The organism is Paraburkholderia bannensis (assembly GCF_014200455.1).
Taxonomy (GTDB): domain Bacteria; phylum Pseudomonadota; class Gammaproteobacteria; order Burkholderiales; family Burkholderiaceae; genus Paraburkholderia; species Paraburkholderia bannensis_A.
Genome location: NZ_JACHBW010000010.1, coordinates 217,940 through 242,861 on the forward strand (window position 1 = coordinate 217,940; position 24,922 = coordinate 242,861).

A 24,922-nucleotide genomic window follows, 5' to 3' on the forward strand; every position below is an offset into this window, starting at 1 on the left:
CCGGTGGGTTAAGTGCGCTCGAACGTCAGGTCTTGGGCAAGGTAACGCCGTGCTGGCCTTGATACTTGCCGCCGCGATCGGCGTAAGACACTTCGCAGACCTCGTCGCTCTCGAAGAAGAGAACTTGAGCGACGCCTTCGTTCGCGTAGATTTTGGCAGGCAAAGGTGTCGTATTCGAGAATTCGAGCGTGACGTAGCCTTCCCACTCGGGTTCGAACGGCGTGACGTTCACGATGATGCCGCAGCGCGCATAGGTGGACTTGCCCAGACACACCGTCAGGACGCTGCGCGGAATGCGGAAATACTCGACCGTACGCGCGAGCGCGAAGGAATTGGGCGGGATGATGCAGACGTCGCCCTTGAAGTCCACGAACGACTTTTCGTCGAAATTCTTCGGATCGACGATGGTCGAGTTGATGTTCGTGAAGATCTTGAATTCGTCGGCGCAGCGGATGTCGTAGCCGTAGCTGGAGGTGCCGTAGCTCACGATCTTGCGGCCGTCTTCCGACATGCGGACCTGGTCGCGTGCGAACGGCTCGATCATGTTCTGCTCTTCGGCCATGCGCCGGATCCACTTGTCGGATTTGATTGCCATGTTTCGCTACGGTCCAGAAAAAACGGGGAACAAAAAAGAAGAAGGCTCGCAAAACCCGCCCGAGGCCCTCTGGCCGTGGCGTTGCCTTGCGAAAGGCGACTATTTTACGCGATGTGAGTCTGTGTGCCTGGAAGTGCGCTTCGAATGCGCCGCCATGACGCTTTAGCGGGGGTTTCGGGCACGTTCGAGACGTTTTGCAGGCGGCTTACAGGCGCTTCCCGCTGTACGTTGCGCGTTGCTCATGGCATCCGCTCATTGCACCTTGACCACGCCGCACGCCAGCGCCGCGCCGGTGCCGCGTTGCGGATAGGCGTAAGGATCGATGGCGTCGTGATGCACGATCACCGCGCGCTGGAGCACCGAGCGCACGCCGTCGAGCGACACGTCGGTCGCAACCAGAAAGCCGGTGGCCACGCCGTTGGAGTCCGCATGAATATTGCCGAGGTCGCCGGCAACCCGCGCCCCGGGCTTCAGACGTTCAGCAGCGGGCGCGAAGACCGGGCCGGCGCTGGAGGCGTCGGTGGCGTTGCAGTCGCCGCGCTCGTGGATCTGCAGGGCATGGTCGGAATCGGGCGGCAGGCCGGCGAGGTTGTAGCTCACCTGCACGCCGTCAGAGTGTTCGACGAACGACACGGTGCCGCGCACCAGATTGCCGACGGTGGGCTGCAACTGCGTGCCCGCACGCTTGTCCTGCTGGCCCATGAAGCTCGTGCAGCCGCCCAGCAGCATGCACGCAACCACGGCCACCAGGACTGCATTCCCCGCCTGCCTGTCGTTTCCTTTAACCATGCGTTCCTCTTGCCGGCGCACGCCCGCCCCTTGCGGCTGTCGATCCGGACCCATGAATCCAACATGATACCGCGCACGCGCGCCGTCGCGGGCCTTCGGTGGCCTTCCGAGGCCTTGAACAGCCCGTCATGCGCGCAGACGCGCACGCCGCGGGCCTTGTCATGCAAGGCGCACGCGGCGTGCCTTGAAAACAGCTGAGATACGCGAATGCGCTCAGGTGCTCAGGTGTTCTGCACCACGATGGTCGGGAATTTCGAACTCATGTCGCGCGAACGTTCGGCGATCTGGATCGCCACGCGCCGAGCGATCGCCTTGTAGGTTTGCGCGACGGGACTATCGGGCGCGGCCACCACCGTCGGCGCACCCGAATCGGCCTGTTGGCGAATCGAGATATCGAGCGGCAGGCTGCCCAGCACCTCGACGCCGTATTCCTTGCCCATGCGCTCCCCGCCGCCCGCGCCGAAGATGTGCTCGGCATGACCGCAGTTCGTGCAGACGTGCACGGCCATGTTTTCCACGATGCCGAGAATCGGGATGCCCACCTTCTCGAACATCTTCAGACCTTTCTTCGCGTCGAGCAGCGCGATGTCCTGCGGCGTCGTCACGATCACGGCGCCCGTGACCGGCACGCGCTGCGAGAGCGTGAGCTGGATGTCGCCGGTGCCCGGCGGCATGTCCACCACCAGATAGTCGAGCTCGCGCCAGTTCGTCTGCCGCAGCAGCTGTTCGAGCGCCGAGGTGGCCATCGGGCCGCGCCAGACCATCGGGTTATCCTGGTCGACCAGGAAACCGATCGAGTTGGCCTGCACGCCATGGCCTTCGAGCGGGTTCATCGACTGGCCGTCGGGCGACTCGGGGCGGCCCTCGATGCCCAGCATCATCGGCAACGACGGGCCGTAGATGTCGGCGTCGAGCACGCCCACCGACGCGCCTTCGGCGGCCAGCGCAAGCGCCAGGTTCACGGCGGTCGTGCTCTTACCGACACCGCCCTTGCCCGAGGCCACGGCCACGATGTTCTTCACGTTCGGCAGCAGCTTCACGCCGCGCTGCACCGTGTGAGCGGTCACTTCATGGCGCACCGTCACGCGGCTCGCCTGCACGCCGGGAACGGCAGCGAGCGCGGCCGCGACCTGGGCGCGGATCGCCTCGTACTGGCTCTTCGCGGGATAGCCGAGCACGATCTCGACGTCGACCGTTTCGCCGTCGATCGCGACGTTGCGCACGCCCTTGGCCGTCGTGTAGGGACGGCCCGTGTTCGGATCCGCGAGGGCCGCCAGGGCGGCGTCCACCAATGCCCGATCAATGCTCATTGAAACTCCGTGGGGATAAACGACCCGGCGCCCCGAACGGCCCGTGGGGTGCCGCTTAGACGCCGTAAATCGAAAGAAATTGTTAAGCTGGATTGCGCAAATTCCTGCGGCAGGGCACGCTTCGCGGCAGCAGTCTTTTCGCGCCAGGCTAGCGCTTTTGCAAGCGCTCAAGCCGTCATTGTAGTAGCTGCCGCCGCGCGCCGTCCTATGACCCTGAACCCAGTCGGGGCCGGCGGCCGGCACAGTGCAGCCTTCCCGTTTCACTCAAGAGAGGATTGAAAATGAACACAAGAATCTTGACCCGTCTGTCCGTCTTCGCTGTCGCCGGCGCGCTCGTCGCCGGCTGCGCGACCCAGCAGGGCACCAACACGGCCGTGGGCACCGGCGTCGGCGCTGGCACGGGCGCGGCGATCGGCGCGATCTTCGGCGGCGGCAAGGGCGCGGCGATCGGCGCGGGCGCCGGCGCGCTGGTGGGCGGCATCACCGGCTACAACTGGCAAGCCATTCACAACAAGCTGTCGGGCGCGACCAAGGGCACCGGCACGCAGATCACCGAGCAGCCGGACGGCTCGCTCAAGCTCAACATCCCGAGCAACGTGACGTTCGACACCAACAGCTACGCGATCAAGCCGTCGTTCGCACCGGTGCTCGACCAGGTTGCGCAGACGCTGCAGCAGAACCCGGAAGTGGTCGCGCAGGTGGTGGGCCATACGGATAACACCGGCCAGCCGGCGTACAACCAGACGCTGTCGGTCAACCGCGCGCAAAGCGTGGTGAACTACCTGGCAGGCCGCGGCATCCAGATGCAGCGCATGGCCGCCGAAGGTCGCGGCGACACGCAACCGATCGCCGACAACAGCACCGAAGCCGGCCGCACGGCCAACCGCCGCGTGGAAATCTATCTGCGCGCCACGGCACAGCATCAGCAGTAATGCGCTTCGCGTCCGGCGGTTCTCTGAAGGCCGCCGGATAAATAGCGACACAACAAACGGGACGGCTGAAAAGTCGTCCCGTTTTGCATTTCGAGCCACCGGACGCGGCCGGGAAGGCCGCTGCAACGCCGTTCCGGCAATGTGAAAAAATTTTCGAACTCTCGCGAAATAGCGCTGTCTGTCTTTACGGTACGTGTGCGGTCATGCCGCCGCGTCACCATTCTCCTCTTGTCGTTGTTGCTCCGGGGCCATCCTGCCCCGGTTTTTTTTGCCCGCGTTTTCTGCACCGCGCCGCGCCGGGGCCCAGCCGCGTCGCGCGCCCGCCCTGCTAAAATCGCGGTTTCCCCGCAACATCGGACGTCCAGCCACTTATGTCAGCACCCGCCACCGACCTCGCCGCCGGCGCCTCCAGCGTCCAGAGCGGCCGCCAGATTCTCGTCACGTCTGCTCTGCCGTATGCGAACGGCCAGATCCACATCGGCCATCTGGTCGAGTACATCCAGACGGACATCTGGGTCCGCGCGCATCGAATGCATGGGCACGAGGTCTACTACGTCGGTGCCGACGACACGCACGGCACGCCCGTCATGCTGCGCGCCGAGAAGGAAGGCCTCACGCCGCAGCAGCTGATCGCGCGCGTCTGGCAGGAACACAAGCGCGATTTCGACAGCTTCGGCGTGTTCTTCGACAACTACTACTCCACCGATTCGGACGAGAACCGCGTGCTCTCGGAATCGGTGTATCTGGCGCTCAAGGAAGCGGGTTTCATCGAAACGCGCGATATCGAGCAGGCCTACGATCCGGTCAAGAACATGTTCCTGCCGGACCGCTTCATCAAGGGCGAATGCCCGAAGTGCGGCGCGAAGGACCAATATGGCGACAGCTGCGAAGTGTGCGGCTCGACCTATGCGCCCACCGACCTGAAGAATCCGTACTCGGTGGTTTCGGGCGCAACGCCTATCCGCAAGACCTCGACGCACTACTTCTTCCGTCTGTCCGACCCGCGCTGCGAAGAATTCCTGCGCGGCTGGGTGGCCGGTCTCGCCCAACCGGAAGCCACCAACAAGATGCGCGAGTGGCTGGGCGACGCGGGCGAATCGAAGCTCGCCGACTGGGACATCTCGCGCGATGCGCCCTACTTCGGCTTTGAAATCCCGGGCGCGCCGGGCAAGTACTTCTACGTATGGCTCGACGCGCCGGTCGGCTACTACGCGAGCTTCAAGAACCTGTGCGAGAAGCGCGGCCTGAACTTCGAAGAGTGGGTCAAACCTGGCTCGAAGACGGAGCAGTACCACTTCATCGGCAAGGACATCCTGTACTTCCACACGCTGTTCTGGCCGGCGATGCTCGAATTCTCGGGCCATCGCACGCCCACGAACGTGTTCGCCCACGGCTTCCTGACGGTGGACGGCGCGAAAATGTCGAAGTCGCGCGGCACCTTCATCACGGCGGAAAGCTACATCACGACGGGCCTGAACCCGGAATGGCTGCGCTATTACTTCGCCGCGAAGCTCAACAGCACGATGGAAGACCTCGACCTGAACCTCGAAGACTTCCAGGCGCGCGTGAACAGCGATCTGGTGGGCAAGTACATCAACATCGCCAGCCGCGCGGCGGGCTTCCTCATCAAGCGCTTCGAAGGCCGCGTGCAGGACAGCGCGATGAAGCATCCGCTGCTCGAACAACTGCGCGCCGCCGTGCCGCAGATCGCCGCGAACTACGAAGCCCGCGAATACAGCCGCGCGCTGCGCACGACGATGGAGCTGGCCGATGCGGTCAACGGTTACGTCGATGCGGCCAAACCGTGGGAACAGGCGAAAGATCCGGCCAACGCGGCCGCGCTGCATGAATCGTGCAGCGTGAGCCTGGAAGCGTTCCGTCTGCTGTCGCTCGCACTCAAGCCGGTGCTGCCGCAGCTGGCGCAAGGCGTGGAGCAGTTCCTTGCGATCGAGCCGCTCACGTGGGCCGATGCTGGAAAGGCGCTGTCCTCGCAACAGCCGATCAACGCGTACAAGCATCTGATGACGCGCGTCGATCCGAAGCAGATCGAGGCGTTGCTGGCCGCCAACCGCGACTCGCTGCAAGCCACGGACGCCCCCGCCGCTGCCGCCGACGCCAACAAGAAGTCGAAGGCGTCGAAGGAAGCGAAGAAGCCTGCCGCAGAACCTGAAACGCCGGAAGTCATCTCCATCGACGACTTCGCGAAGATCGACCTGCGCGTGGCGCTGATCGTCGACTGCAATATCGTCGAAGGCTCGGACAAGCTGCTGCAACTCACGCTCGACGTGGGCGAAGAGAAGACGCGCAACGTGTTCTCGGGCATCCGTTCGGCCTACAAGCCGGAAGATCTCAAGGGCAAGCTGACGGTGATGGTCGCGAACCTCGCGCCGCGCAAGATGAAGTTCGGCATGTCGGAGGGCATGGTGCTCGCGGCTTCGGCTGCGGATGAAAAGGCCGATCCGGGCCTCTATATCCTCGAACCGCATAGCGGCGCGAAGCCGGGCATGCGCGTGCGCTAAGCGCTGTTATCAGGCGCCGCCGCCGAACGAAAAAAGCACACCCACGGGTGTGCTTTTTTTATGCTCGATGAGCGGCGGCCTTCCTACCAGCGAATCCGGTCGAAGCGTCGCGTATAGAGAATATCCGCGCCATAGAACGTGCCGCCATAGGCGGTCACCGACCAGTATCGCGTCAGATTGAGCGTGGCCTTGACCGCGTTCGAGGCCGATTGCAAGCCCTGCTCGTAGCCGATCACGAGCCATTCGTTGATCGCCTTGGCGAGCATCACCACCTGCGGGTCCGTGAGACCCACTTCGCTGCGTCCGATCGAGAATTCGTCGAGTCCCACCTCCTGGGCGATGCGCTTGCCGCTCGCACTGCCGAGCAGCGCCAGCGCCGTCGTCATTGCACTCTGCTGGCCGACGTTATTGCCCTGGTCCGTGCCGTGGCCGAACAGCAGCCACGAGAGCTTTTCGTTATCGGGCACATTGGGTTCGGAGATCAGCTTCGCCACCGGCGCCTGCACCGTGCCAACCACCTGCACGCCCGCCTCCACCTGCTGGTTGCGGCGCATCGCGAGAATGTTGATGCCGGGATTGGCCACCGGCCCGTTGAAGGTAAAGAAGCCGTTTTCGATATTGAGCTTGCGGCCGAACGCGGTGTAAGTCGAGCCCTCGGTCACGCGCACGTTACCCACGGCGCGCAGCGGCACATCGGGCGCGCTCATCGCCGTGATCGTGCCGGCGAGGCCCAGGTCCGCGCCCATGCCGCGGAAGCGGAAATTGCGGCCCAGATTGATGTCGATATTGGCGCGCGGCGCGAAACGCGGCGCGGGCTTGTCCGCCGCCTGCTGCGCCTGCACCGCGGGCGGCGGCGTACCGCCGCGCGTGGTGCCGTCCGGGCGCACGATCACGACATCGTCGCCCAGTTCTGGCGCGGCCGATTCCGGCATGTCGAACAGCGCGCGGTCGACCGTGAACTTGCCGTCGATCTGCATGCCGCCCAGCTTGCCGCCGTTGGCGATGCTCGCGCTGCCCGAGAGCGACAGATGACGATCGGGCGCGGCGAACAATTCGAGCTTGTCGGCGACGATGCTCGCGGTGAGATCGGGCTCGTCATTGTCCAGACGCACACGGCCGGTGGCGCGCAGCGTGCCGTCGCCGCCGTGGAACTCCACCTGCTGGAAGTCGACCAGATTCTTCGACAGCATCACGCGCACCACGCCGTCCTTGAGTTGCAGCCCCTGATCGACGAGCGTCGCGGAAAGTCCATCGCCAATCAGCGAACCCGAGAGATTGGGTTTCGCGACCGTGCCGCCCAGCGCGAGTTGCAGCGCGAAGTGGCCGTCGAGCAGATAGCTCGGTCCAAGCAGCCCGCCCGTGGTCTTGAGCGAAGGCACATCGGCCTTGATGGTGCCGCCCAGCGGCGCTTCGTCGCCGAGCGTGAGCATACCGTCGCGCGGCGTGAGCGCCGTATTGGCGTCGATGTCGATCACGCCCACGCGGCTGGCCTGCGCGTGCGCCGTGAGCGCGAGGCGATTGCCGCCGCTGAAGGCCGCGCGCGCGCTCAGATCGCCAATGCCAACCGAAGCGAGCCCGCGGCCGATTTCCGCAGTGATGTCGCCCGAGCGGCGCTTGAGCTGGATATAACCGCTGGCCGTCGGCCCGACCGAAAAGTCCCAGTCGCCATCGAACACGAGATCGGTCTTGAGACTGGACGGTTTGCCCGTGAGCTGCTGCTGGAACTGCAGGATGCGAGCGAGCGACACGGTCGTGAGCGAACCCGCCGAGCGGATGCGGCCGTGATCGAGATCGAAGGACTTGAGGTCGAGCGTCGCGCCGAGTGCCGTAAGCCGCGTCGCGCCAAGCGTCACCTTGCCCGGTCCCGCGCTGACGGCGAGCGGCGCTTGCAGATCGATGTCCGGCGCGCCGCGGTTCTGCAACTGCGTGACGGTGCCGTCCCAGCGCGTGCCTTCGCGCGTTTCGCTGAGCTTGCCGTTGGCCGCCACCTGCACGTCGATCGCCTGGCCCTGCACCTTGCCCTTCGCGCTCGCAGTGAGCGCGTGTTTCGCCCGCGTACCGGTCAGGCGCGCGGTGAGCGTGGCGATCTCCACACCGCCAGCCGCGATGCCGCTGGCGTCGGCGGTGAAAGCGAGCGCACCGTTCGCGCCGTCGTGCAGTTCGGCGTGTCCTTCGGCATGGCCCAGGCGGTTCTCGCCAAACGCAACGTGATCGGCCTTGTAGTCGAGCGCGACATCGGGGTGCGCAATGGTGCCGGTCAGGTCGCCATGCGCAGCAACTTGTCCCGCCACGCCAAAACCCAGCCGATCGAGCTGCGGCGCATCGACCTTGAAGCGCAGGCGGTCGCCGCGCGCGCCGAAGCTGCCTTGCAGATCCACCGTATTGCCGGCCACCGAGAGATTCGCGCGACTCGGCAGCAGGCGCATGCCCGCCAGCTGGATCAGTCCTTCGCCGGTGAGCGGCAGGTTGTCGTAGACGCTCGGACCGAGCTTGAATTCGGCCTTGGCGGTGAGTTCCGGCGCGAGTGTGCCGCTGGCCGTGAGCGTGCCGTTCACGCGCGCTTCGACGCGCCGCGCCGGGGCCTTGGTAGCGGGCTTGCGTGCGGGCTTGCGTGCGGGTTTCGCACCCGCAGGCTGCTGTACCGTATTGCGCGCGACGTTATGCGCGGCCGCCTGTTCACTCGATTGCGCCGGATTCAGCGCAGGATTCGCCGCCGGATTGAGCGCGAGACTGTGTTTGGGATCGAGCGCATCGGCCTGCGCCTTGCGCCGCGCTTCGGTCGGCCCAGAAGGCTGCGGCGTCACGCTTGCTGGCCGGTGTTCCGCGCTTTTGCTGGGCGCCTGCGAGAGCAGCGAAAGCGGATCGAAATTGGTCAGCGTGGCCTTGAGGTTGTAGCTCGATTTAGCGTCGTGCTTGAGCGCGCCCGACAGATCGATGCGGCCCGCGCCCGAACTCACGCGCACGTCGTTGAAGGCGATGCGGGCCGGGTCCAGCGTGATCTTGCCCTGGGCGCGCAGCGCGGAATTCGGATCGGCGAGATCGAGGGTGACGCTTTGCACGTCGTCGGCCAGACGCACGGTGATGGGCCCGGCGAGCTGAGTCGGGCGCACGCTCGCCTGCAGCGCGTTGAGGTCGAGGTTCGCGACCTTGAGATCGAAGCGGCCATTGCGTCCGCTGATGACGCCGCCGCCCGTGACAGTCGCGTTCTTCACGAGCCGCACGTCGAGGTTCGAAAGACGCTGCGTGTGGGCGTCGAGCACGACGTCGGTACGGGCGTCGATGAGCGGAAGCAATTGCGCGTCGATCGCGCCAGGTTTGGCGTTGACGATAGAGACACTGCCCGCGACCGTGAAGTCCGCGGCATTGGGGTTCTCACTGGCGGACTTGAGGCCCGATGCGGGCGCCGGTGCGAGCGCATCGGCGCGCGCGCCTGCCGATGCGCCCTGCGCTTTCGCGACGGACGCAGCCGATGCAGCCGACGCCACCGCAGCCCGCGGCTCGGGCACGAACGGTTTGACGCCCGCTTGCGCGGGCTGCAGATCGGCGCGCAGCGCAAGATCGGCGAACGGCGCGCCCGGCGCGAAGGCCTGCGGATTGACGTGATCGAACGCCAGCGTCGCGCGCTTGAGCGGCACCGCCGCGAACGGCGCAGCCTCCAGATGCGCCTGGCCGGTGAGCTTCATGCCGCTCGCCGTGACATCCGCGCCCAGTGCTTCCAGCGAGCCGCCGAGGTTCGCGTTCACTTGCACGTCTTCGTTGTTGACCTTGCCCGAATAGCCGAGCGTGCCCGCGAGCGCGAACGGCCGCACGCCATCGAGTTTCGCTTCGGCGCTCACCGCGCCATAAGGCGTATCGAGCTGTTCGACGGCGGCTTCGTGATGCTGCCCGTCGCTGCGGCCGTGGAACGAGAAGTTCGAGAATTCGGTGGCGGTCGCGCCCTGATGCAGCGTGAGCTTGTTCACATGCACGTCGCGAATGTCGAGCGCGAGCGGCAGGCGCAGATCCCTGGGCAACGTCAGCGGCGAGGAAGACGGCTCGCCCGACGGCACCACTCGCAGGTCGATATCGCCCACGTGCAGATAACTCACAACGAAACGCCACGGCCGCTTCCGGTTGATCTCCAGCTTCCACTCGCCGCTCGCACGGTCGATTGCGGCAGTCGTGCCGTCCGCGCCATGCCAGCTCACGTCGCGCAGGCGCACGCCGGTGGCAAGCGCTCCGCCATCGAGCGTGCCCGCCAGTTGGCCACCCAGCACCTTGACCGCTGCGCGCCACGCCCAGGCCGTGCCGCGCTCGGTAGTCAGCGCGCCATAGAGCGCCCCGCCCACCAGCGCGACGATCAGCAACAGCGTCGCCAGGATCCAGACGAGCGCTTTGAGCCAGGTGCGGCCACGGCGCCTCGGCGCAGGCGGCGCGGCTTGCGGGTCTGCGCCTTGCGCCGATGGCGCGCCCTCGCCCTGCGGCGGCACCGCGAACGTCGCCACGGGAATGGCGCAGCAGCGCAGCCAGTCGCGCACGCTCATGCCGCCTCCCTCGATAGGGACGACGAGGCAAAGCGGAGGAACGGAGCGGAAGCGGACTTCATCATCAGAATGCGATTCCCAGCGTCAGATAGGGCCGCACTCTGCGTTCGCGAAAGCCATAGGCCAGATCGAGGTTGACCGGGCCGACGGGGCTGCGCCAGCGCGCGCCCAGGCCCGCGCCCGGATAAAAGACTCTCTCGCCCCAGGTATCGGTGGCGGTGCCCACATCGAAGAAGGCCGCGCCGCCCCAGTCGTGGCTGAACCAGTGCTGATACTCGGCTGATCCGGTGACGAGATATTTGGCCGGCAGGATCGAGCCGTCGACATCGTTACCGATGCTCTGGAAGCCATAACCGCGCACCGAGTTCGAACCGCCCGCGCGGAACAGCAGCGAGGCGGGCACGTTCGACGAACTGCTCGACGTGAACACGCCGCCCAGTTCCGCGCGGAACAGCACGAGGTCGCTACGCCCGATCGGCAGGTATTGCTGGCCCCGCATATAGCCGCGCATGAAGGTGGCGTCCGCAGCCGCGCCCTTGACCGCGAAGCCCGCTTCCACGCGAACCAGGTTGCCCGAGCGCGGAAACAGCGGATCGTCCACGTTGCGGCGCGTCCAGGACCACGAGGGCACCAGCGCGCGGCTAGTGGTGGGTCCCGCCGCGTTCTGCGTGAGCCGGTCCTGGTAGTAGAGCAGCGAGTAGGCGTAGTCGATGTTCTGCGAGGTGCGCGTGCGCTGCACGCCCATGCGCAGGCTATAGATGTTGGTGTCGGATACGTCTGTTGTGGTGTAGGAAACCAGCGCGCTATTGGTCCAGGCGCGCGGCCCGGGCGGCATCGATAGCTGGATCTGCCCGTACTGCTGGATCTGGTCCAGACGCCCCGCGACCTGGAACGGCCACGCCGCGCCAAAGGTGTCCAGATAGGTGTACGAGCCCTGCACGTGCGCGCCGGTGTCGGTCGAGTACCCCACGCCGCCGCGGAAATTGTTGTACGGGTACTCGCTCACCTTCACGTGCACGGGCGTGTTGAGCGGCTTTTGCGTGTTGTCATCGACGTCGATGGCCACGCTTGCGTAGTACGGGGTGTTCTGCAGCTGGCGTTGCAGTTCGGTCACGCGGTTGAGGTCGTAGATCTCGCCAGGCGACAGCGGGTTCACATTGGTGACGATCTTTTCCGGATACCGGCGCGGCCCGGAGATATCGAGCTGCCCCATCGTGAAGGTCGGGCCGCTGTCGAAGGTCACAGAAAGTTTCGCGTCATGCTTGAGCGGATCGACGCGCGCTTCCGAATGGACGATCTTCGCGCCCAGATAGCGGCGCGACTGCAGCGCGCGCAGCGCGGCGTTCTTGGCGCCGTCCCAGTCGGATTGCGTGAAGGCGTCGCCTTCGTGCAGCGAAAACGCGAAGCGCGTGGCGTTTTCCTGCGCGTGGTCTTCGGTCAGCACGGGGCCCGCAAAACCCAGTTGAATCGACGAAATCATCGTGCGCGGCCCGGAATCGACCATCACGTGCACGACGCGGCGGCCGTTTTCGTCGGTGTGGACATCGGTGCGCACGACCGGCGTGAAATAGCCGTCGGTGGACGCCAGATCACGCACCTGCTGCGGCGTGGCGGTAACGAGAAACTCGAACTGGTCGTCGCTGATGTCTTCGCGTCTGGCGAAGCGCGCGATATCGAGATGCGCTTCGAGCAGCTTGCGCAGTTCGCGCGGCGAGGCCTGGATATCGACGTCGTAATACGTCTTGCCATGGGACCACGGCAGCAGGTCGGTGAGCGCGGCGCTCGCGGGCGCAGCGCCCAGCAGGCTGAAGGCGAATCCCGCGGCGAGCCACGCGGCCATGCACGCAGAGGAGCGCGCGGCGCGGCCTGTCCACGCATGGCTCACGCGCCGCACGAACGGCCATACGCGTGCTGCTTCAATCAGCCTACCCGCCAAACAGGACCTCCAGCTTTCGTTTGTCTTCTCGTTGTACCCGACGCGCGCCGCCCCACTGCCGTGCGGTTCCCTGACCGGACCGGCGCAAACGCATTATTTCACCACATCAGCGCGTGAAAACCCCAGGAGGAGGCGCAAACGTGTGCAACAGGTTGCAACTGCGGCCAGAACCGGCACACCCGCACGCATTTTCGAGACGCCTGCGAGCGCCAGCCGATGTGGCCCCGCGCCCGCCCGCAACGCGGCTTCGACGCATCGCCCGCGCGGATGTTCCGCGCGCAGCGCATGCGGTAAAATTGGCGCCGACAAGAAACACCGGAATCACCAGCGGCCGCCAGACGTCACAACACACTGGACGAAACGGCACAGGCCGCCCCACTCGACGGACGTCAGCCATGTATCAGTCGGACATCACGCAGTTCCTGAACCAGCTCAAAGAGCAGAAGCCGCAACTCGAAGAGCAGCAGCGCAAGGGCCGCTCGCTGCTGTGGGACAAGCAGCCGATCGACCTCGAAGAACGCGAGCGCCAGCAGGCTTCGCGCGTCAAGCAGACGCCCTACGTCTACTACCAGAACTTCTGATGGCCGAAGCCGACGGCGCCGAACGCCCCGAGATGTCCATGGGTCCAGCGGGCGGTGAACCGGGTGAAAAAGGCGAAAGAGGTGATAAGGGCGTCCAGCCGCCCCCTCCCGCGCCGTCCAGCGCCGCCGAGGCGCTCGCCGCCCCCGCCACGGATTCGACGCCCGACACGGTCGACGGCGTCGCTTTCGCGCGTCTGTACGGCGAGCCGCTCTTCAAGCTTCCGCAAGATCTCTATATCCCGCCCGATGCGCTTGAGGTTTTCCTCGAAACGTTCGAAGGTCCGCTCGATCTGTTGCTGTACCTGATCCGCAAGCAGAACTTCAACGTGCTCGACATCCCGATGGCGGACGTCACCGTGCAGTACCTCGGTTATGTTGAGCAACTGCGCAAGACCAATCTCGAACTCGCGGCCGAATATCTGCTGATGGCGGCCATGCTGATCGAGATCAAGTCGCGCATGCTGCTGCCAGTCAAGAAGGCCGACACCGGCGATGAAGCCGAAGACCCGCGCGCCGAACTCGTGCGCCGCCTGCTCGAATACGAGCAGATGAAGCTTGCCGCGCAGCGGCTGGACAAGCTGCCGCAACTCGGCCGCGATTTCCTGCGCGCCGAGGTCTATATCGAGCAAAGCATCACGCCGCGCTTCCCCGATGTCGACAGCAACGACCTTCGCGCCGCGTGGGCCGACGTCATCAAGCGCGCGAAGCTGGTCCAGCATCACAAGATCTCGCGCGAGGAACTGTCGGTGCGCGAGCATATGAGCGTGATCCTGCGCAAGCTGCAAGGCGCGCGCTTCATGGAATTCACGGAACTCTTCGACACCACGCGCGGCGTGCCCGTGGTGGTGGTCAACTTCATCGCCATGCTGGAACTGGCGCGCGAGTCGCTGCTCGAAATCACCCAGGCCGAACCGTTCGCGCCCATCTACGTGCGTCTGGCTTATTTGCCTGCCTGATTTGGCTTCCTGATTTGGCTTCCTGATTTGGCTTCCTGATTTGGCTTCCTGATTTGGCTTCCTGAGTTGCCTGCTGATTTAGCTGCCCAAGCAGGCTTGTTCCCTGTGCACGACCCGTCCCGCCTGCAATGGCCCCATTTTCGCAGTCATTGCATCGCGGACAAGCCATGCGTCCCCTTCTTTCCAGTCCAGGTCAATCCCCCATCCCGGGCGGCTGCGCAGCACGCACAAATCCTCTACAATCGCCCGCGCCTGCCCTGACAGGGACTGGCACGCCTTCCGGCCGGCCGCCTTGCGGGCCCGCCGTGTGCAGCAACCCCGTCTTGCCCCGCGCGAGGCACAACGCATCCGATCATGAAAGTCATCAGCTCGATTCAGGAACTGCGCGACCAGTTGCGCGGCCAAAACCGCACCGCGTTCGTCCCGACCATGGGCAATCTGCACGAAGGCCACCTTTCGCTGATGCGCCTGGCGCGCCAGCACGGCGACCCGGTGGTCGCGAGCATCTTCGTCAACCGTCTGCAATTCGGCCCGAACGAGGATTTCGACAAATATCCGCGCACGCTCGAAGCCGATATCGAAAAGCTGCAGAAGGAAAACGTCTACGTGCTGTTCGCGCCCACCGAGCGCGACCTCTACCCCCAGCCGCAGGAATACCGGGTGCGCCCGCCGCACGATCTGGGCGACATCCTCGAAGGGGAATTCCGTCCCGGCTTCTTTGAAGGCGTGTGCACGGTCGTCATGAAGCTGATGTCGTGTGTGCAGCCGCGCGTGGCCGTGTTCGGCAAGAAGGATTACCAGCAGTTGATGATCGTGCGCGCGATGTGCCAGCAGTTCGCGCTGCCGACCGAAGTGATCGCCGCCGAGACCGTGCGCGATCAGGACGGCCTCGCGCTCAGCTCGCGCAACCGCTACCTCTCGGACGCCGAGCGCGCCGAAGCGCCGCAGCTGGCGGCCGCCCTGCAAGGCATCCGCGAAGCGGTGCTGGCGGGCCGCCGCGACCTCCAGCAGCTCGAACTCGACGCCATGGCGAAGCTCGCCCAGCGCGGCTGGAAGCCCGATTACATCGCCATCCGCAAGCGCGCGAACCTGCTGCCGCCGGCGCCGGGCGTCGCCGCCGACGCCGATGCCCCGCTCGTCGTGCTGGCCGCAGCGAAGCTCGGCCCCACGCGCCTTATCGACAACCTGGAAATCTGAGCGGCGCGACCTCGCGCCGCCGGCCCCTCCATCACGCCATTTCCGAATCTGCCGCGGCGGGCCCAGCGCCCGCCCGCTTGAGGAGACATCCATGCAACGCCATATGCTGAAGTCGAAGATCCACCGCGTCGCCGTCACGCACTGCGAGCTGCACTACGAAGGTTCGTGCGCGATCGACGAGAACCTGCTCGAAGCGGCCAACATCGTCGAAAACGAGCGCATCGACATCTGGAACATCAACAACGGCGAGCGCTTTTCGACCTACGCGATCAAGGGCGAGCGCGGCAGCGGCATGATTTCGCTCAATGGTTCGGCAGCGCGCCGCGCGCAACTGGGCGATCTGGTCATCATCGCCGCCTTCGCGAACGTCGATGAAGCCGAACTCAAGGCCGGCTGGAAGCCCGATCTCGTGTTCGTCGACGAAAACAACCGCATCAAGGGCAGCCGCGACCACGTGCCGACCCAGAACTGGACCTGAGCGCTTTTCACGCACGCCAGTCGAAAAAACGGGAGCCTTCGGGCTCCCGTTTTTCTTCCCGCTTCTTTCCGGTCAGGATGCTTACTTCTCGTTCGCCCAGGCCAGGATCGACTGCCACTGGTCGAGGTCTTTCTCCACGCGGCTTTTCGCGACGTCCCAGATCGTCAGGCCGTGCGCCGCCAGTTGCACGTAGTTCTGCGTGTCGCGCAGATAGCCCAGCACGGGCAGATCCAGCCCTTCCACGAAACGCTGCAGCTGTTCGGCCGAACGGGTGCGCGCGTCCACCCGCATGCCCACCACGCCGACCTTGATCGCGCCCTTGCGCACCGCCTTTTCCTTGGCCAGACGGTCGAGGAAATCCTTGGTCGCGAGAATGTCGAACATCGACGGCTGCAGCGGCACGATGACTTTGTCCGCCAGCTCGACGATCGCGTTCAGGCGATTGCCGTGCAGACCCGCCGGCGTGTCGATCACGGCATGCTCCAGGCCCTTGGGCGGCTTCGCAGGATGATCCAGATCGACCTGCCAGCTTTCGATGGCCGGCAGCGCCGCGGGGCGCAGGTCGAGCCACGCGTGCGCCGACTGCTGCCGGTCCAGGTCGGCGAGCGCGACCCACTCGCCTTGCGCCGCGAAATAGCCGGCCAGATTGGTGGACAGCGTGCTTTTGCCGACGCCGCCCTTGGGGTTCGCCACCACGATCACCGTCATGAATGCTCCCGTCAGGATGGCTGGCGCGTGGGCCAGCCGGTTTGCCGATTTTGCCAATCCGATTCTGCCAATCCTTCTTTTGCTGATTCCCACTGCGGATTCGGGCACGGCCGTTTCCGCAACCGTCCGATAATATCGGCAAATGCCGCGGGGTCGAAGCCCCCGGTTTGCAAACACGCGATCAAATCGAGTCCCACGGAGACCCTCGCCCCATGAGCACGCTGCGCACCGACATCACCCTCGACTTCCTGCGCGAGCGCCAGCGAGGCTGCCTGCCGGCGCTGATCGGCTTTCGCCCGGTCGCGCTGGAACAGGGCATCCTGCGCGCGGAACTCGATATCCGCAGCGAACTGCTTGCGCCCAACGGCTTTCTGCACGCGGCCACCGTCGTCTGCCTCGCCGACACCGCCTGCGGCTATGGCTGCCTCGCGCACCTGCCGCCGAACGCGAAGAACTTCACCACCATCGAGCTGAAAAGCAATTTCCTCGGCACCGCCCGCGAGGGGCGCCTGAGCGTCGTGGCGACCGGCGTGCACCTGGGACGCAGCACGCAGATCTGGGACGCCACCGTCACCGGCCCGGACGGCAAGACCACCGCCCTGTTCCGTTGCACGCAGATGGTGCTTTACTGAGGGGGCTGCACTGAGCGGGCTGCACTGAGCGGGCTGTACTGCGGGAGCCGAATTGCGGGGGCAGCCCTCGGCGTTCAGCGCATCGCCGCGTACAGACGCGGCAGGTCCAGGCTCGCCGCCAGTGTATCGGCGAGCCGTTCGAGCGAGGCCTCGCGCAGCGCCGGATAGTCCAGCTGCCGGGCGGCGGCCAGCCCCGCCCAGCCCAGCAGCGCGGCACAGGCTTGCGGCGTGTCGAACAGACCGTGCAGATAGGTCGCCAGAATCTGCCCGTCGGCCGATTGCGCGCCGTCCACGCGCAGCTGGCCACGCGCTTCGTCCGCTTCCTCCGCTTCACCCTCGATCGAATCGATGCGCAACGCCGGCGCATCCAGCGCCGCGCCGCGCGTCACGCCCATGTGAATCTCGTAGCCGCGCACCGGCGCGGGCGTGGCGCTCCCGCCCAGCACGAGCCGCCCCGTCACATTGCGCAGCGCCTTCTCGCGCGTGAGTTCGGTTTCGTAGTCGAGCCAGCCGAAACCCGCCGTCGTGCCCGGCTCGCCTTCGACGCCATGCGGATCAGCGATCGAACGGCCAAGCATCTGCATGCCGCCACAGATGCCGATCACGCGTCCGCCGTAGCGCAAATGCCGCTCCAGCGCCTTGTCCCAGCCCTGCGCGCGCAGCCACGCCAGATCGTCGCGCACGTTCTTCGAGCCCGGCAGGATCACCAGATCGGCGGGCGGCGGCGCGTTGCCCGCGCGCACGTAGCTGAATTCGACCTGCGGGTGCACGCGCAAGGCGTCGAAATCCGTGTGATTGCTGATGTGCGGCAGCGCCGGCACGACCACGCGCAGCGTCTGGGCGCGGGGTTCGTCATCGATCTGCGCGTGCGTGTGCGCCGCGCCCGGCAACATATCCTCGGCGTCCAGAGCGAGGCCGTGCAGATACGGCACCACGCCCAGCACGGGCTTGCCGGTCTGGGCCTCCAGCCAGTCGAGGCCCGGTTTGAGCAGCGAGGGGTCGCCGCGAAAACGATTTATGATGAAGCCCTTCACGCGCGCGCGCTCGCCTGGCGACAGGCACGCGAGCGTGCCGATCAGATGCGCGAACACGCCGCCCCGGTCGATATCGGCGACCAGCACGACCGGGCAATCGACCGCTTCGGCGAAACCCATATTGGCGATGTCGTTGGCGCGCAGGTTGATTTCGGCGGGACTGCCTGCGCCTTCGACGAACACGGTGTCGTAGCCCGCGCGCAAGCGCCCGTAGGACTCCAGCACGGCCTCGCGCGCGATCGGCTTGTAGCTCTGGTAGGCGCGCGCATTGAGGTTCATGCGCGCACGGCCGTGGATGATGACCTGCGAGCCCATGTCGCTATTGGGCTTGAGCAGCACCGGGTTCAGATCCGTATGCGGCGCGATCCCTGCGGCGATGGCCTGCAACGCCTGCGCCCGGCCGATTTCGCCGCCATCCGCCGTGACGGCGCTGTTGAGCGCCATGTTCTGCGGCTTGAACGGCGCCACACGCACCCCCGCGCGCCGCGCGAGACGGCACAGTCCGGCCACCAGTGTGCTCTTGCCGGCGTCGGACGTGGTGCCCTGGATCATGAGCGTGCCGCGCGGCACGGCGGACGTAACGGTGGACGAAACGGAGGGTTCAGAAGAGTCGGCTGACATCGTGGCTGGGGCGTTCGGACGAAGGCGCATTATCCCATCGCCTTTACCCTCTCCACAGCGCGCCCCTGCGCGGCGCGCGGTTACCGCCTGCGGATACCGCGAACGCAGCCAGTACAATCACGCGATGATTTCACGCGATCTCACCTTTATCGTCGGCGGCGCGCGCTCGGGCAAGAGCGCCTACGCCGAAAGCCTCGCGGCCGACAGCGGCCTGCCGGTCACCTACATCGCCACCGCCGCGGTGCCCACGGGCGCACATGCGGATGCCGAATTCAACGCGCGCATCGACCATCACCGCGCGCGGCGGCCCACGCACTGGGGCCTCGTCGAAGCGTCGCTCGATCTGGCGGGCGCGCTCGGCGCCGCCGCCGCGCCCGGCCGCTGCGTGCTGATCGACTGCCTCACGCTCTGGCTCGCCACGCTGCTGTGCCCACCCGATTCCGAAGATCCGCGCCCGGACTGGCGCGAGCGCATCGACGCGTTCGCGGCGGCCTGCCAGCGCACGCGCGGCACGGTGCTGGTGGTGAGCAACGAAATCGGCATGGGCGTCGTGCCGATGGGCGCAGCCACCCGCCTCTACGTGGACGAACTCGGCCGCCTGAACCAGCGCATCGCCGCCATCGCAGACCGCGCGACGCTGGTCGCGGCTGGACTGCCGCTTGTGCTGAAGTCGCCGGCACCGTCCAATCCGTCATGCTGAGTCTACCCGTCACCGCCGCACTCGCCGTGGCCGGCGTTGCCGTCGACCGCTGGTTGGGCGAGCCGCGCCGCGCGCATCCGCTAGTCGCTTTCGGCACGCTCGCCGGGCGCATCGAAAAACGTCTGAATACGGGACGACGCGGCCGTCCGCTCGGCCTGCTGGCCTGGCTGCTCGCCGTCGCGCCGCCCGTGGCGATGGCCGCCTTCCTTTGCGCGGCGCTGCCCTGGCCGTTCGGCTGGGCGGTGCATGTCGCGCTGCTGTGGTTCGCGCTTGGCGCACGCAGCCTCGAGGAGCACATCGCGCCGATCGCCCAGGCGCTCGCCGAACGCGACCTCGCCACGGCGCGCGCGCTCACGGCGCGCATCGTTTCGCGCGACACCGCCAACGCCGACGCCACCGCGCTGTCGCGCGCGGCTTGCGAATCGGCGCTCGAAAACGGCAACGATGCGATCTTCGGCGCGCTGTTTTGGTTCGTCATCGCGGGCGGACCGGGCGCGCTGGCGTTTCGCCTCGCCAACACGCTGGACGCGATGTGGGGCTACCGCACGCCGCGCTTCCTGCGCTTCGGCTGGGCGGCCGCGCGTATCGACGACGTGCTCAACTGGATTCCCGCGCGCCTCACGGCCACGAGCTACGCGCTGCTCGGCGATACGCGCGTGGCGCTGCGCTGCTGGCGCGAGCAGGCGCGCCGCTGGGAAAGCCCGAACGCCGGGCCGGTGATGGCCGCAGGCGCCGGCAGCCTGAACGTGCTGCTGGGCGGCGCGGCGGTGTATCACGGTGCGATCGAGCAACGCCCGCCATTGGGCGCGGGCTCGCCGCCGCGTGCGCAGGACGTGCAAGCCGCGCTGCGCCTGGTCGAACGTACAACCATCCTTTGGCTCGCCGCGCTGATCGCGCTGGCTTTCGTGAGCGTGGCGACCCATGTCTGACACACCGCGCATGGTCGCGCACGGCGGCAATCTGCATGAGGCCGCGCAGCGCTACGGCATCGGCTGGGAGACGTGGATCGATCTGTCGACCGGCATCAATCCGCACGGCTATCCGGTGCCGCCGGTGCCGGCTTCGGCATGGCGACGTCTGCCCGATGACGGCGATGGTTTTGCCGCCTGCGCCGCGCGTTATTACGGCGCGCCCGATGCCCAACACGTCTTGCCGGTCGCGGGAAGCCAGGCGGCGATCCGCGCGTTACCCGCGCTGCTGCCGCCCGGGGGCGTGGCCATCGCGCCGCTCACCTACGGCGAGTACGCGCCCGCTTTCGCACAAGCGGGGCACACGGTCGTGCCGCTCGACATCGGCGCTACAGCGTTGCCCGATGACGTCACGCACGCCGTCGTCGTCAATCCTAACAATCCAACCGCCACGCTCGTCGCGCGCGACACGCTGCTGCGCTGGCTCGCGCAACTGGCGGCGCGCGGCGGCACGCTGATCGTCGATGAAGCGTTCGCCGATGCCTATGCTCAGGCGCGCGCCGAGTCGCTGGCCGATGCGGTCGATCGCGGCGGCCTCGTGGTGCTGCGCTCGCCGGGCAAGTTCTTCGGCCTCGCGGGCGCGCGCTGCGGCTTCGCGCTCGCGCAGCCCGGCTTGCTCGCCACCTTGCGCGCGCGTCTGGGCGCCTGGACGGTGAGCGGCCCAGCGCGCCACGCCGTCAGGCACGCGTTCGAAGACGCCGCCTGGCAAGCCGCAATGCGCGAGCGTCTGGCCGCCGAAGGCGCGCGCCTCGCCGCGCTGCTTTCGGCGCAAGGCTTCACGCCGCACGCCACGCCGCTTTACGCATGGATCGCCGACGCGCGCGCCGCGCACTTGCAGGACGCGCTCGCCGCACGCGCGGTATGGACGCGCCGCTTCGATTCGCCCGCCAGCCTGCGTTTCGGTCTGCCGGCTTGCGAAGCGCAATGGCAGCGCTTTGCCAGCGCGCTCGCGCAAGCGGTTCGGGTAATCGGCTGATGCGCGCGCTTTGCCGCCTCACGCTTGCCTGTCTCGCGCTTGCGCTCACCGCCGCGCTCACCATCGATATCGCCCACGCCGCGCCCGTGAGCGCCGTCGACGATAACGGCGACACCGTCACGCTCATCGCGCCCGCGCAGCGCGTGGTGAGCCTCGCGCCGCACATCACCGAGCTGATCTACGCGGCGGGCGGTGGCACGAAGCTGGTGGGCGCGGTGAGCTACAGCGACTACCCGCCCGAAGCGAAAGCCGTGCCGCGCGTGGGCGACAACCGCGCGCTCGACCTCGAACGCATTGCCGCGCTCAAACCCGATCTGATCGTCGTCTGGCGACACGGCAACGCCCAGCAGCAACTCGACCGTCTGCGCGATCTGCATATTCCGTTGTTCTTCAGCGAACCGCATCGGCTGGACGACGTGGCGACCTCGCTCACGCGCCTGGGCGTGCTGCTCGGCACGGAGCCGACAGCGCTGGCGGCGGCAAGCGCTTACCGCCGCCAGATCGCGCAGTTGCGCGCGACCTACGCGCAGCGCGCGCCGGTAAGCGTGTTCTATGAAGTCTGGGATCAACCGCTCATGACGATCAACGGCGAATCGATGATTTCCGATGCGATCGCGCTATGCGGCGGGCGCAACGTGTTCGCCGCGCTGCGCCCGCTGGTGCCGACGCTCTCGACCGAAGCCGTCATCGCCGCGAATCCCGATGCCATCGTGACCGCCTCGGCGGGCGCGACCGCACCGGACCGCCCCTTGCCAGCGCTGGAGCGCTGGCGCGCGTGGCCGCAGTTGAAGGCGGTCGCGCACAACAAGCTCTACGCCATCGACGGCGATCTGCTTTCGCGCGCGGGGCCGCGCATCGCCCAGGGTGCGCAGAAGCTGTGCGAAGATTTGCAGCGTGCGCGCGCCAATTGATCCGGCATCCGAATCAATCGGCACGCACGCGTCAGGCATTCCAGCGAGAAAGCAGCCATTCGCCGCTCGACGATTCGCGACGCAGCACCACGATCGCGGCCATTTCCAGCGGCCAGCGCACGCAACGTTCGAGCGATACGCCTAGCGCGCGTGCGGCGACCGTGCGGATTACGCCCGCATGCGCGACCGCCCATATCGTTGCGCGCGCATCCGTTTGATCTGCACCCAGCGCCTCGAACCACGCCGTCACACGCGCATCGAATTGCGCAACGCTCTCGCCGCCGTGATCCCGCGCGTGCAGAAAGTTCGCGGCCCACGCATCGATCTGCGTGCACTCGATGCCATCCCAGCGCTGCATCTCCCACGTGCCGAAATCCATTTCCGCGAGACGCGCGTCTTCTTGCGGCACGAGCGCGCCGTGCGCGCGCGCCAGCACGCGCGCCACACTCGCGCAGCGCGTGAGCGGACTCGTTGCGATGCGCGCGGGCGCACGCACGCCCAGCACCGCCAGCCGCGCGGCAATCGACGCCGCGCCCGCTTCGGCATCGGCGGCAAGCGCCACATCGGAGCGGCCATAGCAGATGCCGGCCTCGACCGCCACGGCCGGATGTCGGATCAGGACGAGATCCATGCGAGTCCCATGAGGTAGATCGCGAGCTCGAAAATCTGCTGGGCAAAGCCCAGGCAATCACCCGTGTAGCCGCCGATGCGCCGCACGAAGTAACGCCCAAGCGCCAAGCGCAGCACGCCGAGCACGGCAAGCGTCGCGATGGCCGCACGCCAGTCCGGCCACGCGGGCCAGAACAGCCAAGGCAAACCGAACCCGGCCGCCAGCAGCAGCGCAGACGCGCTCAAGCGCTGCGCCACCGGCTTGGCCTTGCCCTCGGGACGCACGTATTCGAGCGACGCCAGATAGCTGATCGCCAACACACGGCTCGCCGCATGGCCCGCGATCATCAGCGTGGCCGCGCGTAGCGGCGGCAGCATGGCGAGCGTCTGCCACTTCAAGGCCAGCATCACGACCAGACCTATCGCCCCAAACGCGCCGATGCGCGAGTCGTGCATGATGCGCAGCACGTCCTCTTTCCGATACGCGCCGCCAAAGGCGTCGAGACAATCGGCGAGACCGTCTTCGTGGAAGGCGCCCGTCACCAGCAAGGTTGCCGCCATCGAAAGCAGCACGGCCACGCCGGCGGGAAACACGTGCAATGCGCCCAGATAGACGAGCGCCGCCAGCACGCCGACCAACACGCCAACGAGCGGAAAATAGCGCGCCGCCGCATTGAGCCACGGCGGCTCGAAGCCGACCCAGCGCGGCACCGGCACGCGCGTGAAATAGCCAAGTGCCGTGAAGAAGTAGCGCACTTCCATGAGCGGCTTGAATGCGCTCGCACGCGCTTCACGCGCGCCGCCTTGCACGCCTTTCGCGCTCTTATCCGGCTCGCTCAACGCCCACGCTCGCTGCGGTCGTCGACGCCTGCCGATTCGAAGCTCGCCATCTCGTTGAGGAAGGCCGTGGCCGCACGCAGCAACGGCACAGCGAGCGCCGCGCCCGTGCCTTCGCCCAGGCGCAGATCGAGCGTGAGGAGTTCGCGCGCGCCGAAATGATCGAGCATGCGCCGATGCCCCGCTTCGTTCGACGCGTGCGCGAACACGCAGTAATCGCGTACATGCGGCGAGAGCGCATCGGCCACCACCAGCGCCGAGGTCGCGATAAAGCCGTCGACGAGAATCGCCATGCGCTGTCGCGCCGCTTCGAGATACGCGCCCGCCATCATGGCGATTTCGAAGCCGCCGAAGGTTGCGAGCACATCGATCGGATCGCGCGCATCGGCGTGGCGCGCGAGCGCCGCCGCCAGCACGTTGCGCTTTTTCGCGAGGCCCGCGTTGTCGAGACCCGTGCCGCGCCCGACGCATTCGTCGATCGGCACGCCGCACAGACGGCTCATCAGGCATGCCGCCGCCGATGTATTCGCGATGCCCATTTCGCCAAAGCCGATCACATTGGTGCCGAGCGCCGCGTGATGACGCACGCGCGCCGCGCCCGCCGCGAGTGCCGCGATGGCCTGCTCGCGCGTCATCGCGGCTTCGTGTACGAAGTTGCGCGTGCCTGGCGCAATGGGCAGCGAAACCAGCTTCGAGGTATCGACGCCCGGCAGCGGCGTCGCCACACCCGCATCGACGATTTCAAGCTCCAGGCCCGTCACGCCGCTGAACGCGTTGATCGCCGCGCCGCCCGCCAGGAAATTCGCCACCATCTGCGCGGTAACGGCCTGCGGATACGGGCTCACGCCTTCGTGCGCAATGCCGTGATCGCCGGCGAACACGATCATCGCGGGACGCACGACGCGCGGCTGCGTGCTGCGCTGGATCATGCCGAGCTGGCGCGCGAGGGTTTCGAGGCGGCCGAGACTGCCAGGCGGCTTGGTCCTGGTATCGATGAGATGCTGCAGCGTTTCGCGCAGCGAAGTATCCAGCGGCTCGACAGTGATCAGATCGGAAAGCGTGATGGTCATAGCGGTTCGGTTATATGGGATGCGATGCGATGTGTTCGGT

Annotated in this window: 21 protein-coding genes; 11 read left to right on the forward strand and 10 right to left on the reverse strand. The window is 66.6% G+C overall.

Features of this window, described 5'->3' with window-relative positions; all coding sequences use genetic code 11:
* Window positions 1-25: 25 nt before the first annotated feature.
* From dcd to apbC, 3 genes are all read right to left on the reverse strand, one after another.
* Complete coding sequence (dcd, locus tag F4827_RS18375; RefSeq protein WP_027816608.1) at window positions 26-595, reverse strand: dCTP deaminase; 570 nt, start codon at window positions 593-595, stop codon at window positions 26-28.
* 252 nt (window positions 596-847) lie between these two features.
* The gene (locus F4827_RS18380; RefSeq protein ID WP_183725670.1) at window positions 848-1,384 is read right to left on the reverse strand and encodes a superoxide dismutase family protein; all 537 of its coding nucleotides are present in this window, start codon (window positions 1,382-1,384) and stop codon (window positions 848-850) included.
* Between the two features lie 221 nt (window positions 1,385-1,605).
* Entirely contained in the window at window positions 1,606-2,694 is a 1,089-nt protein-coding gene (gene apbC / locus F4827_RS18385) for an iron-sulfur cluster carrier protein ApbC (protein ID WP_183725672.1), read from the reverse strand.
* A gap of 281 nt (window positions 2,695-2,975) precedes the next feature.
* On the opposite strand from apbC, the gene F4827_RS18390 reads away from it, so the two are divergent.
* Together F4827_RS18390 and metG are read left to right on the forward strand one after the other, a co-directional pair.
* Window positions 2,976-3,626: an OmpA family protein gene (locus F4827_RS18390; protein ID WP_183725674.1), complete on the forward strand. Its 651-nt coding sequence runs from the start codon at window positions 2,976-2,978 to the stop codon at window positions 3,624-3,626.
* Between the two features lie 371 nt (window positions 3,627-3,997).
* Window positions 3,998-6,145 carry a methionine--tRNA ligase gene (gene metG, locus F4827_RS18395; protein ID WP_183725676.1) on the forward strand — a complete coding sequence of 716 codons (2,148 nt, stop codon included), beginning with the start codon at window positions 3,998-4,000 and terminating at the stop codon, window positions 6,143-6,145.
* Between the two features lie 83 nt (window positions 6,146-6,228).
* On the opposite strand, the gene F4827_RS18400 is transcribed toward metG, so the two are convergent.
* Both F4827_RS18400 and F4827_RS18405 read right to left on the reverse strand, forming a co-directional pair.
* Window positions 6,229-10,668 (reverse strand): translocation/assembly module TamB domain-containing protein, encoded by a 4,440-nt coding sequence (locus F4827_RS18400; protein ID WP_183725678.1) that lies wholly within the window; start codon window positions 10,666-10,668, stop codon window positions 6,229-6,231.
* A 64-nt stretch (window positions 10,669-10,732) separates the two neighbouring features.
* Window positions 10,733-12,604 (reverse strand): autotransporter assembly complex protein TamA, encoded by a 1,872-nt coding sequence (locus tag F4827_RS18405; protein ID WP_409258810.1) that lies wholly within the window; start codon window positions 12,602-12,604, stop codon window positions 10,733-10,735.
* A gap of 395 nt (window positions 12,605-12,999) precedes the next feature.
* Between F4827_RS18405 and F4827_RS18410 the strand changes: the two genes are divergently transcribed.
* The 4 genes from F4827_RS18410 (at window position 13,000) to panD (ending at window position 15,816) form a co-directional block, all read left to right on the forward strand.
* Entirely contained in the window at window positions 13,000-13,185 is a 186-nt protein-coding gene (locus F4827_RS18410; RefSeq protein WP_183725680.1) for a DUF3460 family protein, read from the forward strand.
* Window positions 13,186-13,217: 32 nt separating this feature from the next.
* The gene (locus F4827_RS18415) at window positions 13,218-14,141 is read left to right on the forward strand and encodes a ScpA family protein (protein ID WP_183725833.1); all 924 of its coding nucleotides are present in this window, start codon (window positions 13,218-13,220) and stop codon (window positions 14,139-14,141) included.
* A 354-nt stretch (window positions 14,142-14,495) separates the two neighbouring features.
* Window positions 14,496-15,338, forward strand: coding sequence for a pantoate--beta-alanine ligase (panC, locus tag F4827_RS18420; protein ID WP_183725682.1), 843 nt, complete (start codon window positions 14,496-14,498; stop codon window positions 15,336-15,338).
* Between the two features lie 91 nt (window positions 15,339-15,429).
* Window positions 15,430-15,816: an aspartate 1-decarboxylase gene (gene panD / locus F4827_RS18425; RefSeq protein ID WP_027816621.1), complete on the forward strand. Its 387-nt coding sequence runs from the start codon at window positions 15,430-15,432 to the stop codon at window positions 15,814-15,816.
* An 81-nt stretch (window positions 15,817-15,897) separates the two neighbouring features.
* Here panD and F4827_RS18430 read toward each other — a convergent pair whose 3' ends face one another.
* Window positions 15,898-16,524 carry a ParA family protein gene (locus F4827_RS18430; protein WP_183725684.1) on the reverse strand — a complete coding sequence of 209 codons (627 nt, stop codon included), beginning with the start codon at window positions 16,522-16,524 and terminating at the stop codon, window positions 15,898-15,900.
* Window positions 16,525-16,736: 212 nt separating this feature from the next.
* Here F4827_RS18430 and F4827_RS18435 point away from each other — a divergent pair, with 212 nt between their 5' ends.
* Window positions 16,737-17,156 carry a PaaI family thioesterase gene (locus tag F4827_RS18435; protein WP_183725686.1) on the forward strand — a complete coding sequence of 140 codons (420 nt, stop codon included), beginning with the start codon at window positions 16,737-16,739 and terminating at the stop codon, window positions 17,154-17,156.
* Between the two features lie 74 nt (window positions 17,157-17,230).
* Here the strand turns inward: F4827_RS18435 and F4827_RS18440 are convergent, their stop codons facing one another.
* Window positions 17,231-18,811, reverse strand: coding sequence for a cobyric acid synthase (locus F4827_RS18440; protein ID WP_260175281.1), 1,581 nt, complete (start codon window positions 18,809-18,811; stop codon window positions 17,231-17,233).
* 124 nt (window positions 18,812-18,935) lie between these two features.
* On the opposite strand from F4827_RS18440, the gene cobU reads away from it, so the two are divergent.
* Genes cobU through F4827_RS18460 form a run of 4 tightly spaced genes read left to right on the forward strand, consistent with a single transcriptional unit; the run spans window position 18,936 to window position 22,366 of the window.
* On the forward strand, window positions 18,936-19,511 hold the full coding sequence (gene cobU, locus F4827_RS18445) for a bifunctional adenosylcobinamide kinase/adenosylcobinamide-phosphate guanylyltransferase (protein WP_183725690.1): 576 nt from the start codon (window positions 18,936-18,938) through the stop codon (window positions 19,509-19,511).
* On the forward strand, window positions 19,505-20,440 hold the full coding sequence (gene cbiB, locus F4827_RS18450; RefSeq protein WP_183725692.1) for an adenosylcobinamide-phosphate synthase CbiB: 936 nt from the start codon (window positions 19,505-19,507) through the stop codon (window positions 20,438-20,440). Before cobU ends, cbiB begins: the two co-directional genes overlap by 7 nt.
* Complete coding sequence (cobD, locus tag F4827_RS18455) at window positions 20,433-21,455, forward strand: threonine-phosphate decarboxylase CobD (RefSeq protein ID WP_183725694.1); 1,023 nt, start codon at window positions 20,433-20,435, stop codon at window positions 21,453-21,455. The genes cbiB and cobD overlap by 8 nt, the downstream gene beginning before the upstream one ends.
* Window positions 21,455-22,366: a cobalamin-binding protein gene (locus F4827_RS18460; protein ID WP_183725696.1), complete on the forward strand. Its 912-nt coding sequence runs from the start codon at window positions 21,455-21,457 to the stop codon at window positions 22,364-22,366. The genes cobD and F4827_RS18460 overlap by 1 nt, the downstream gene beginning before the upstream one ends.
* A gap of 31 nt (window positions 22,367-22,397) precedes the next feature.
* On the opposite strand, the gene cobC is transcribed toward F4827_RS18460, so the two are convergent.
* From cobC to cobT, 3 genes are all read right to left on the reverse strand, one after another.
* The gene (gene cobC, locus F4827_RS18465) at window positions 22,398-22,997 is read right to left on the reverse strand and encodes an alpha-ribazole phosphatase (protein WP_183725698.1); all 600 of its coding nucleotides are present in this window, start codon (window positions 22,995-22,997) and stop codon (window positions 22,398-22,400) included.
* Complete coding sequence (locus F4827_RS18470; protein WP_183725835.1) at window positions 22,982-23,737, reverse strand: adenosylcobinamide-GDP ribazoletransferase; 756 nt, start codon at window positions 23,735-23,737, stop codon at window positions 22,982-22,984. Before F4827_RS18470 ends, cobC begins: the two co-directional genes overlap by 16 nt.
* Window positions 23,738-23,811: 74 nt before the next feature.
* Window positions 23,812-24,882 (reverse strand): nicotinate-nucleotide--dimethylbenzimidazole phosphoribosyltransferase, encoded by a 1,071-nt coding sequence (gene cobT, locus F4827_RS18475; protein WP_183725700.1) that lies wholly within the window; start codon window positions 24,880-24,882, stop codon window positions 23,812-23,814.
* Window positions 24,883-24,922 lie beyond the last annotated feature (40 nt).

Excerpts from the sequence above, each read along its gene's own strand:
- F4827_RS18435 (WP_183725686.1), top strand. The coding sequence starts at position 16,737 with ATGAGCACGCTGCGCACCGACATCACCCTCGACTTCCTGCGCGAGCGC.
- metG (WP_183725676.1), top strand. The coding sequence starts at position 3,998 with ATGTCAGCACCCGCCACCGACCTCGCCGCCGGCGCCTCCAGCGTCCAG.
- F4827_RS18415 (WP_183725833.1), top strand. The coding sequence starts at position 13,218 with ATGTCCATGGGTCCAGCGGGCGGTGAACCGGGTGAAAAAGGCGAAAGA.
- F4827_RS18390 (WP_183725674.1), top strand. The coding sequence starts at position 2,976 with ATGAACACAAGAATCTTGACCCGTCTGTCCGTCTTCGCTGTCGCCGGC.
- F4827_RS18380 (WP_183725670.1), bottom strand. The coding sequence starts at position 1,384 with ATGGTTAAAGGAAACGACAGGCAGGCGGGGAATGCAGTCCTGGTGGCC.
- F4827_RS18440 (WP_260175281.1), bottom strand. The coding sequence starts at position 18,811 with ATGTCAGCCGACTCTTCTGAACCCTCCGTTTCGTCCACCGTTACGTCC.
- cobC (WP_183725698.1), bottom strand. The coding sequence starts at position 22,997 with ATGGATCTCGTCCTGATCCGACATCCGGCCGTGGCGGTCGAGGCCGGC.
- cobU (WP_183725690.1), top strand. The coding sequence starts at position 18,936 with ATGATTTCACGCGATCTCACCTTTATCGTCGGCGGCGCGCGCTCGGGC.
- dcd (WP_027816608.1), bottom strand. The coding sequence starts at position 595 with ATGGCAATCAAATCCGACAAGTGGATCCGGCGCATGGCCGAAGAGCAG.
- panD (WP_027816621.1), top strand. The coding sequence starts at position 15,430 with ATGCAACGCCATATGCTGAAGTCGAAGATCCACCGCGTCGCCGTCACG.
- panC (WP_183725682.1), top strand. The coding sequence starts at position 14,496 with ATGAAAGTCATCAGCTCGATTCAGGAACTGCGCGACCAGTTGCGCGGC.
- F4827_RS18460 (WP_183725696.1), top strand. The coding sequence starts at position 21,455 with ATGCGCGCGCTTTGCCGCCTCACGCTTGCCTGTCTCGCGCTTGCGCTC.
- cobD (WP_183725694.1), top strand. The coding sequence starts at position 20,433 with ATGTCTGACACACCGCGCATGGTCGCGCACGGCGGCAATCTGCATGAG.
- F4827_RS18400 (WP_183725678.1), bottom strand. The coding sequence starts at position 10,668 with ATGAGCGTGCGCGACTGGCTGCGCTGCTGCGCCATTCCCGTGGCGACG.
- F4827_RS18410 (WP_183725680.1), top strand. The coding sequence starts at position 13,000 with ATGTATCAGTCGGACATCACGCAGTTCCTGAACCAGCTCAAAGAGCAG.
- F4827_RS18430 (WP_183725684.1), bottom strand. The coding sequence starts at position 16,524 with ATGACGGTGATCGTGGTGGCGAACCCCAAGGGCGGCGTCGGCAAAAGC.
- apbC (WP_183725672.1), bottom strand. The coding sequence starts at position 2,694 with ATGAGCATTGATCGGGCATTGGTGGACGCCGCCCTGGCGGCCCTCGCG.
- cobT (WP_183725700.1), bottom strand. The coding sequence starts at position 24,882 with ATGACCATCACGCTTTCCGATCTGATCACTGTCGAGCCGCTGGATACT.
- F4827_RS18470 (WP_183725835.1), bottom strand. The coding sequence starts at position 23,737 with ATGGAAGTGCGCTACTTCTTCACGGCACTTGGCTATTTCACGCGCGTG.
- cbiB (WP_183725692.1), top strand. The coding sequence starts at position 19,505 with ATGCTGAGTCTACCCGTCACCGCCGCACTCGCCGTGGCCGGCGTTGCC.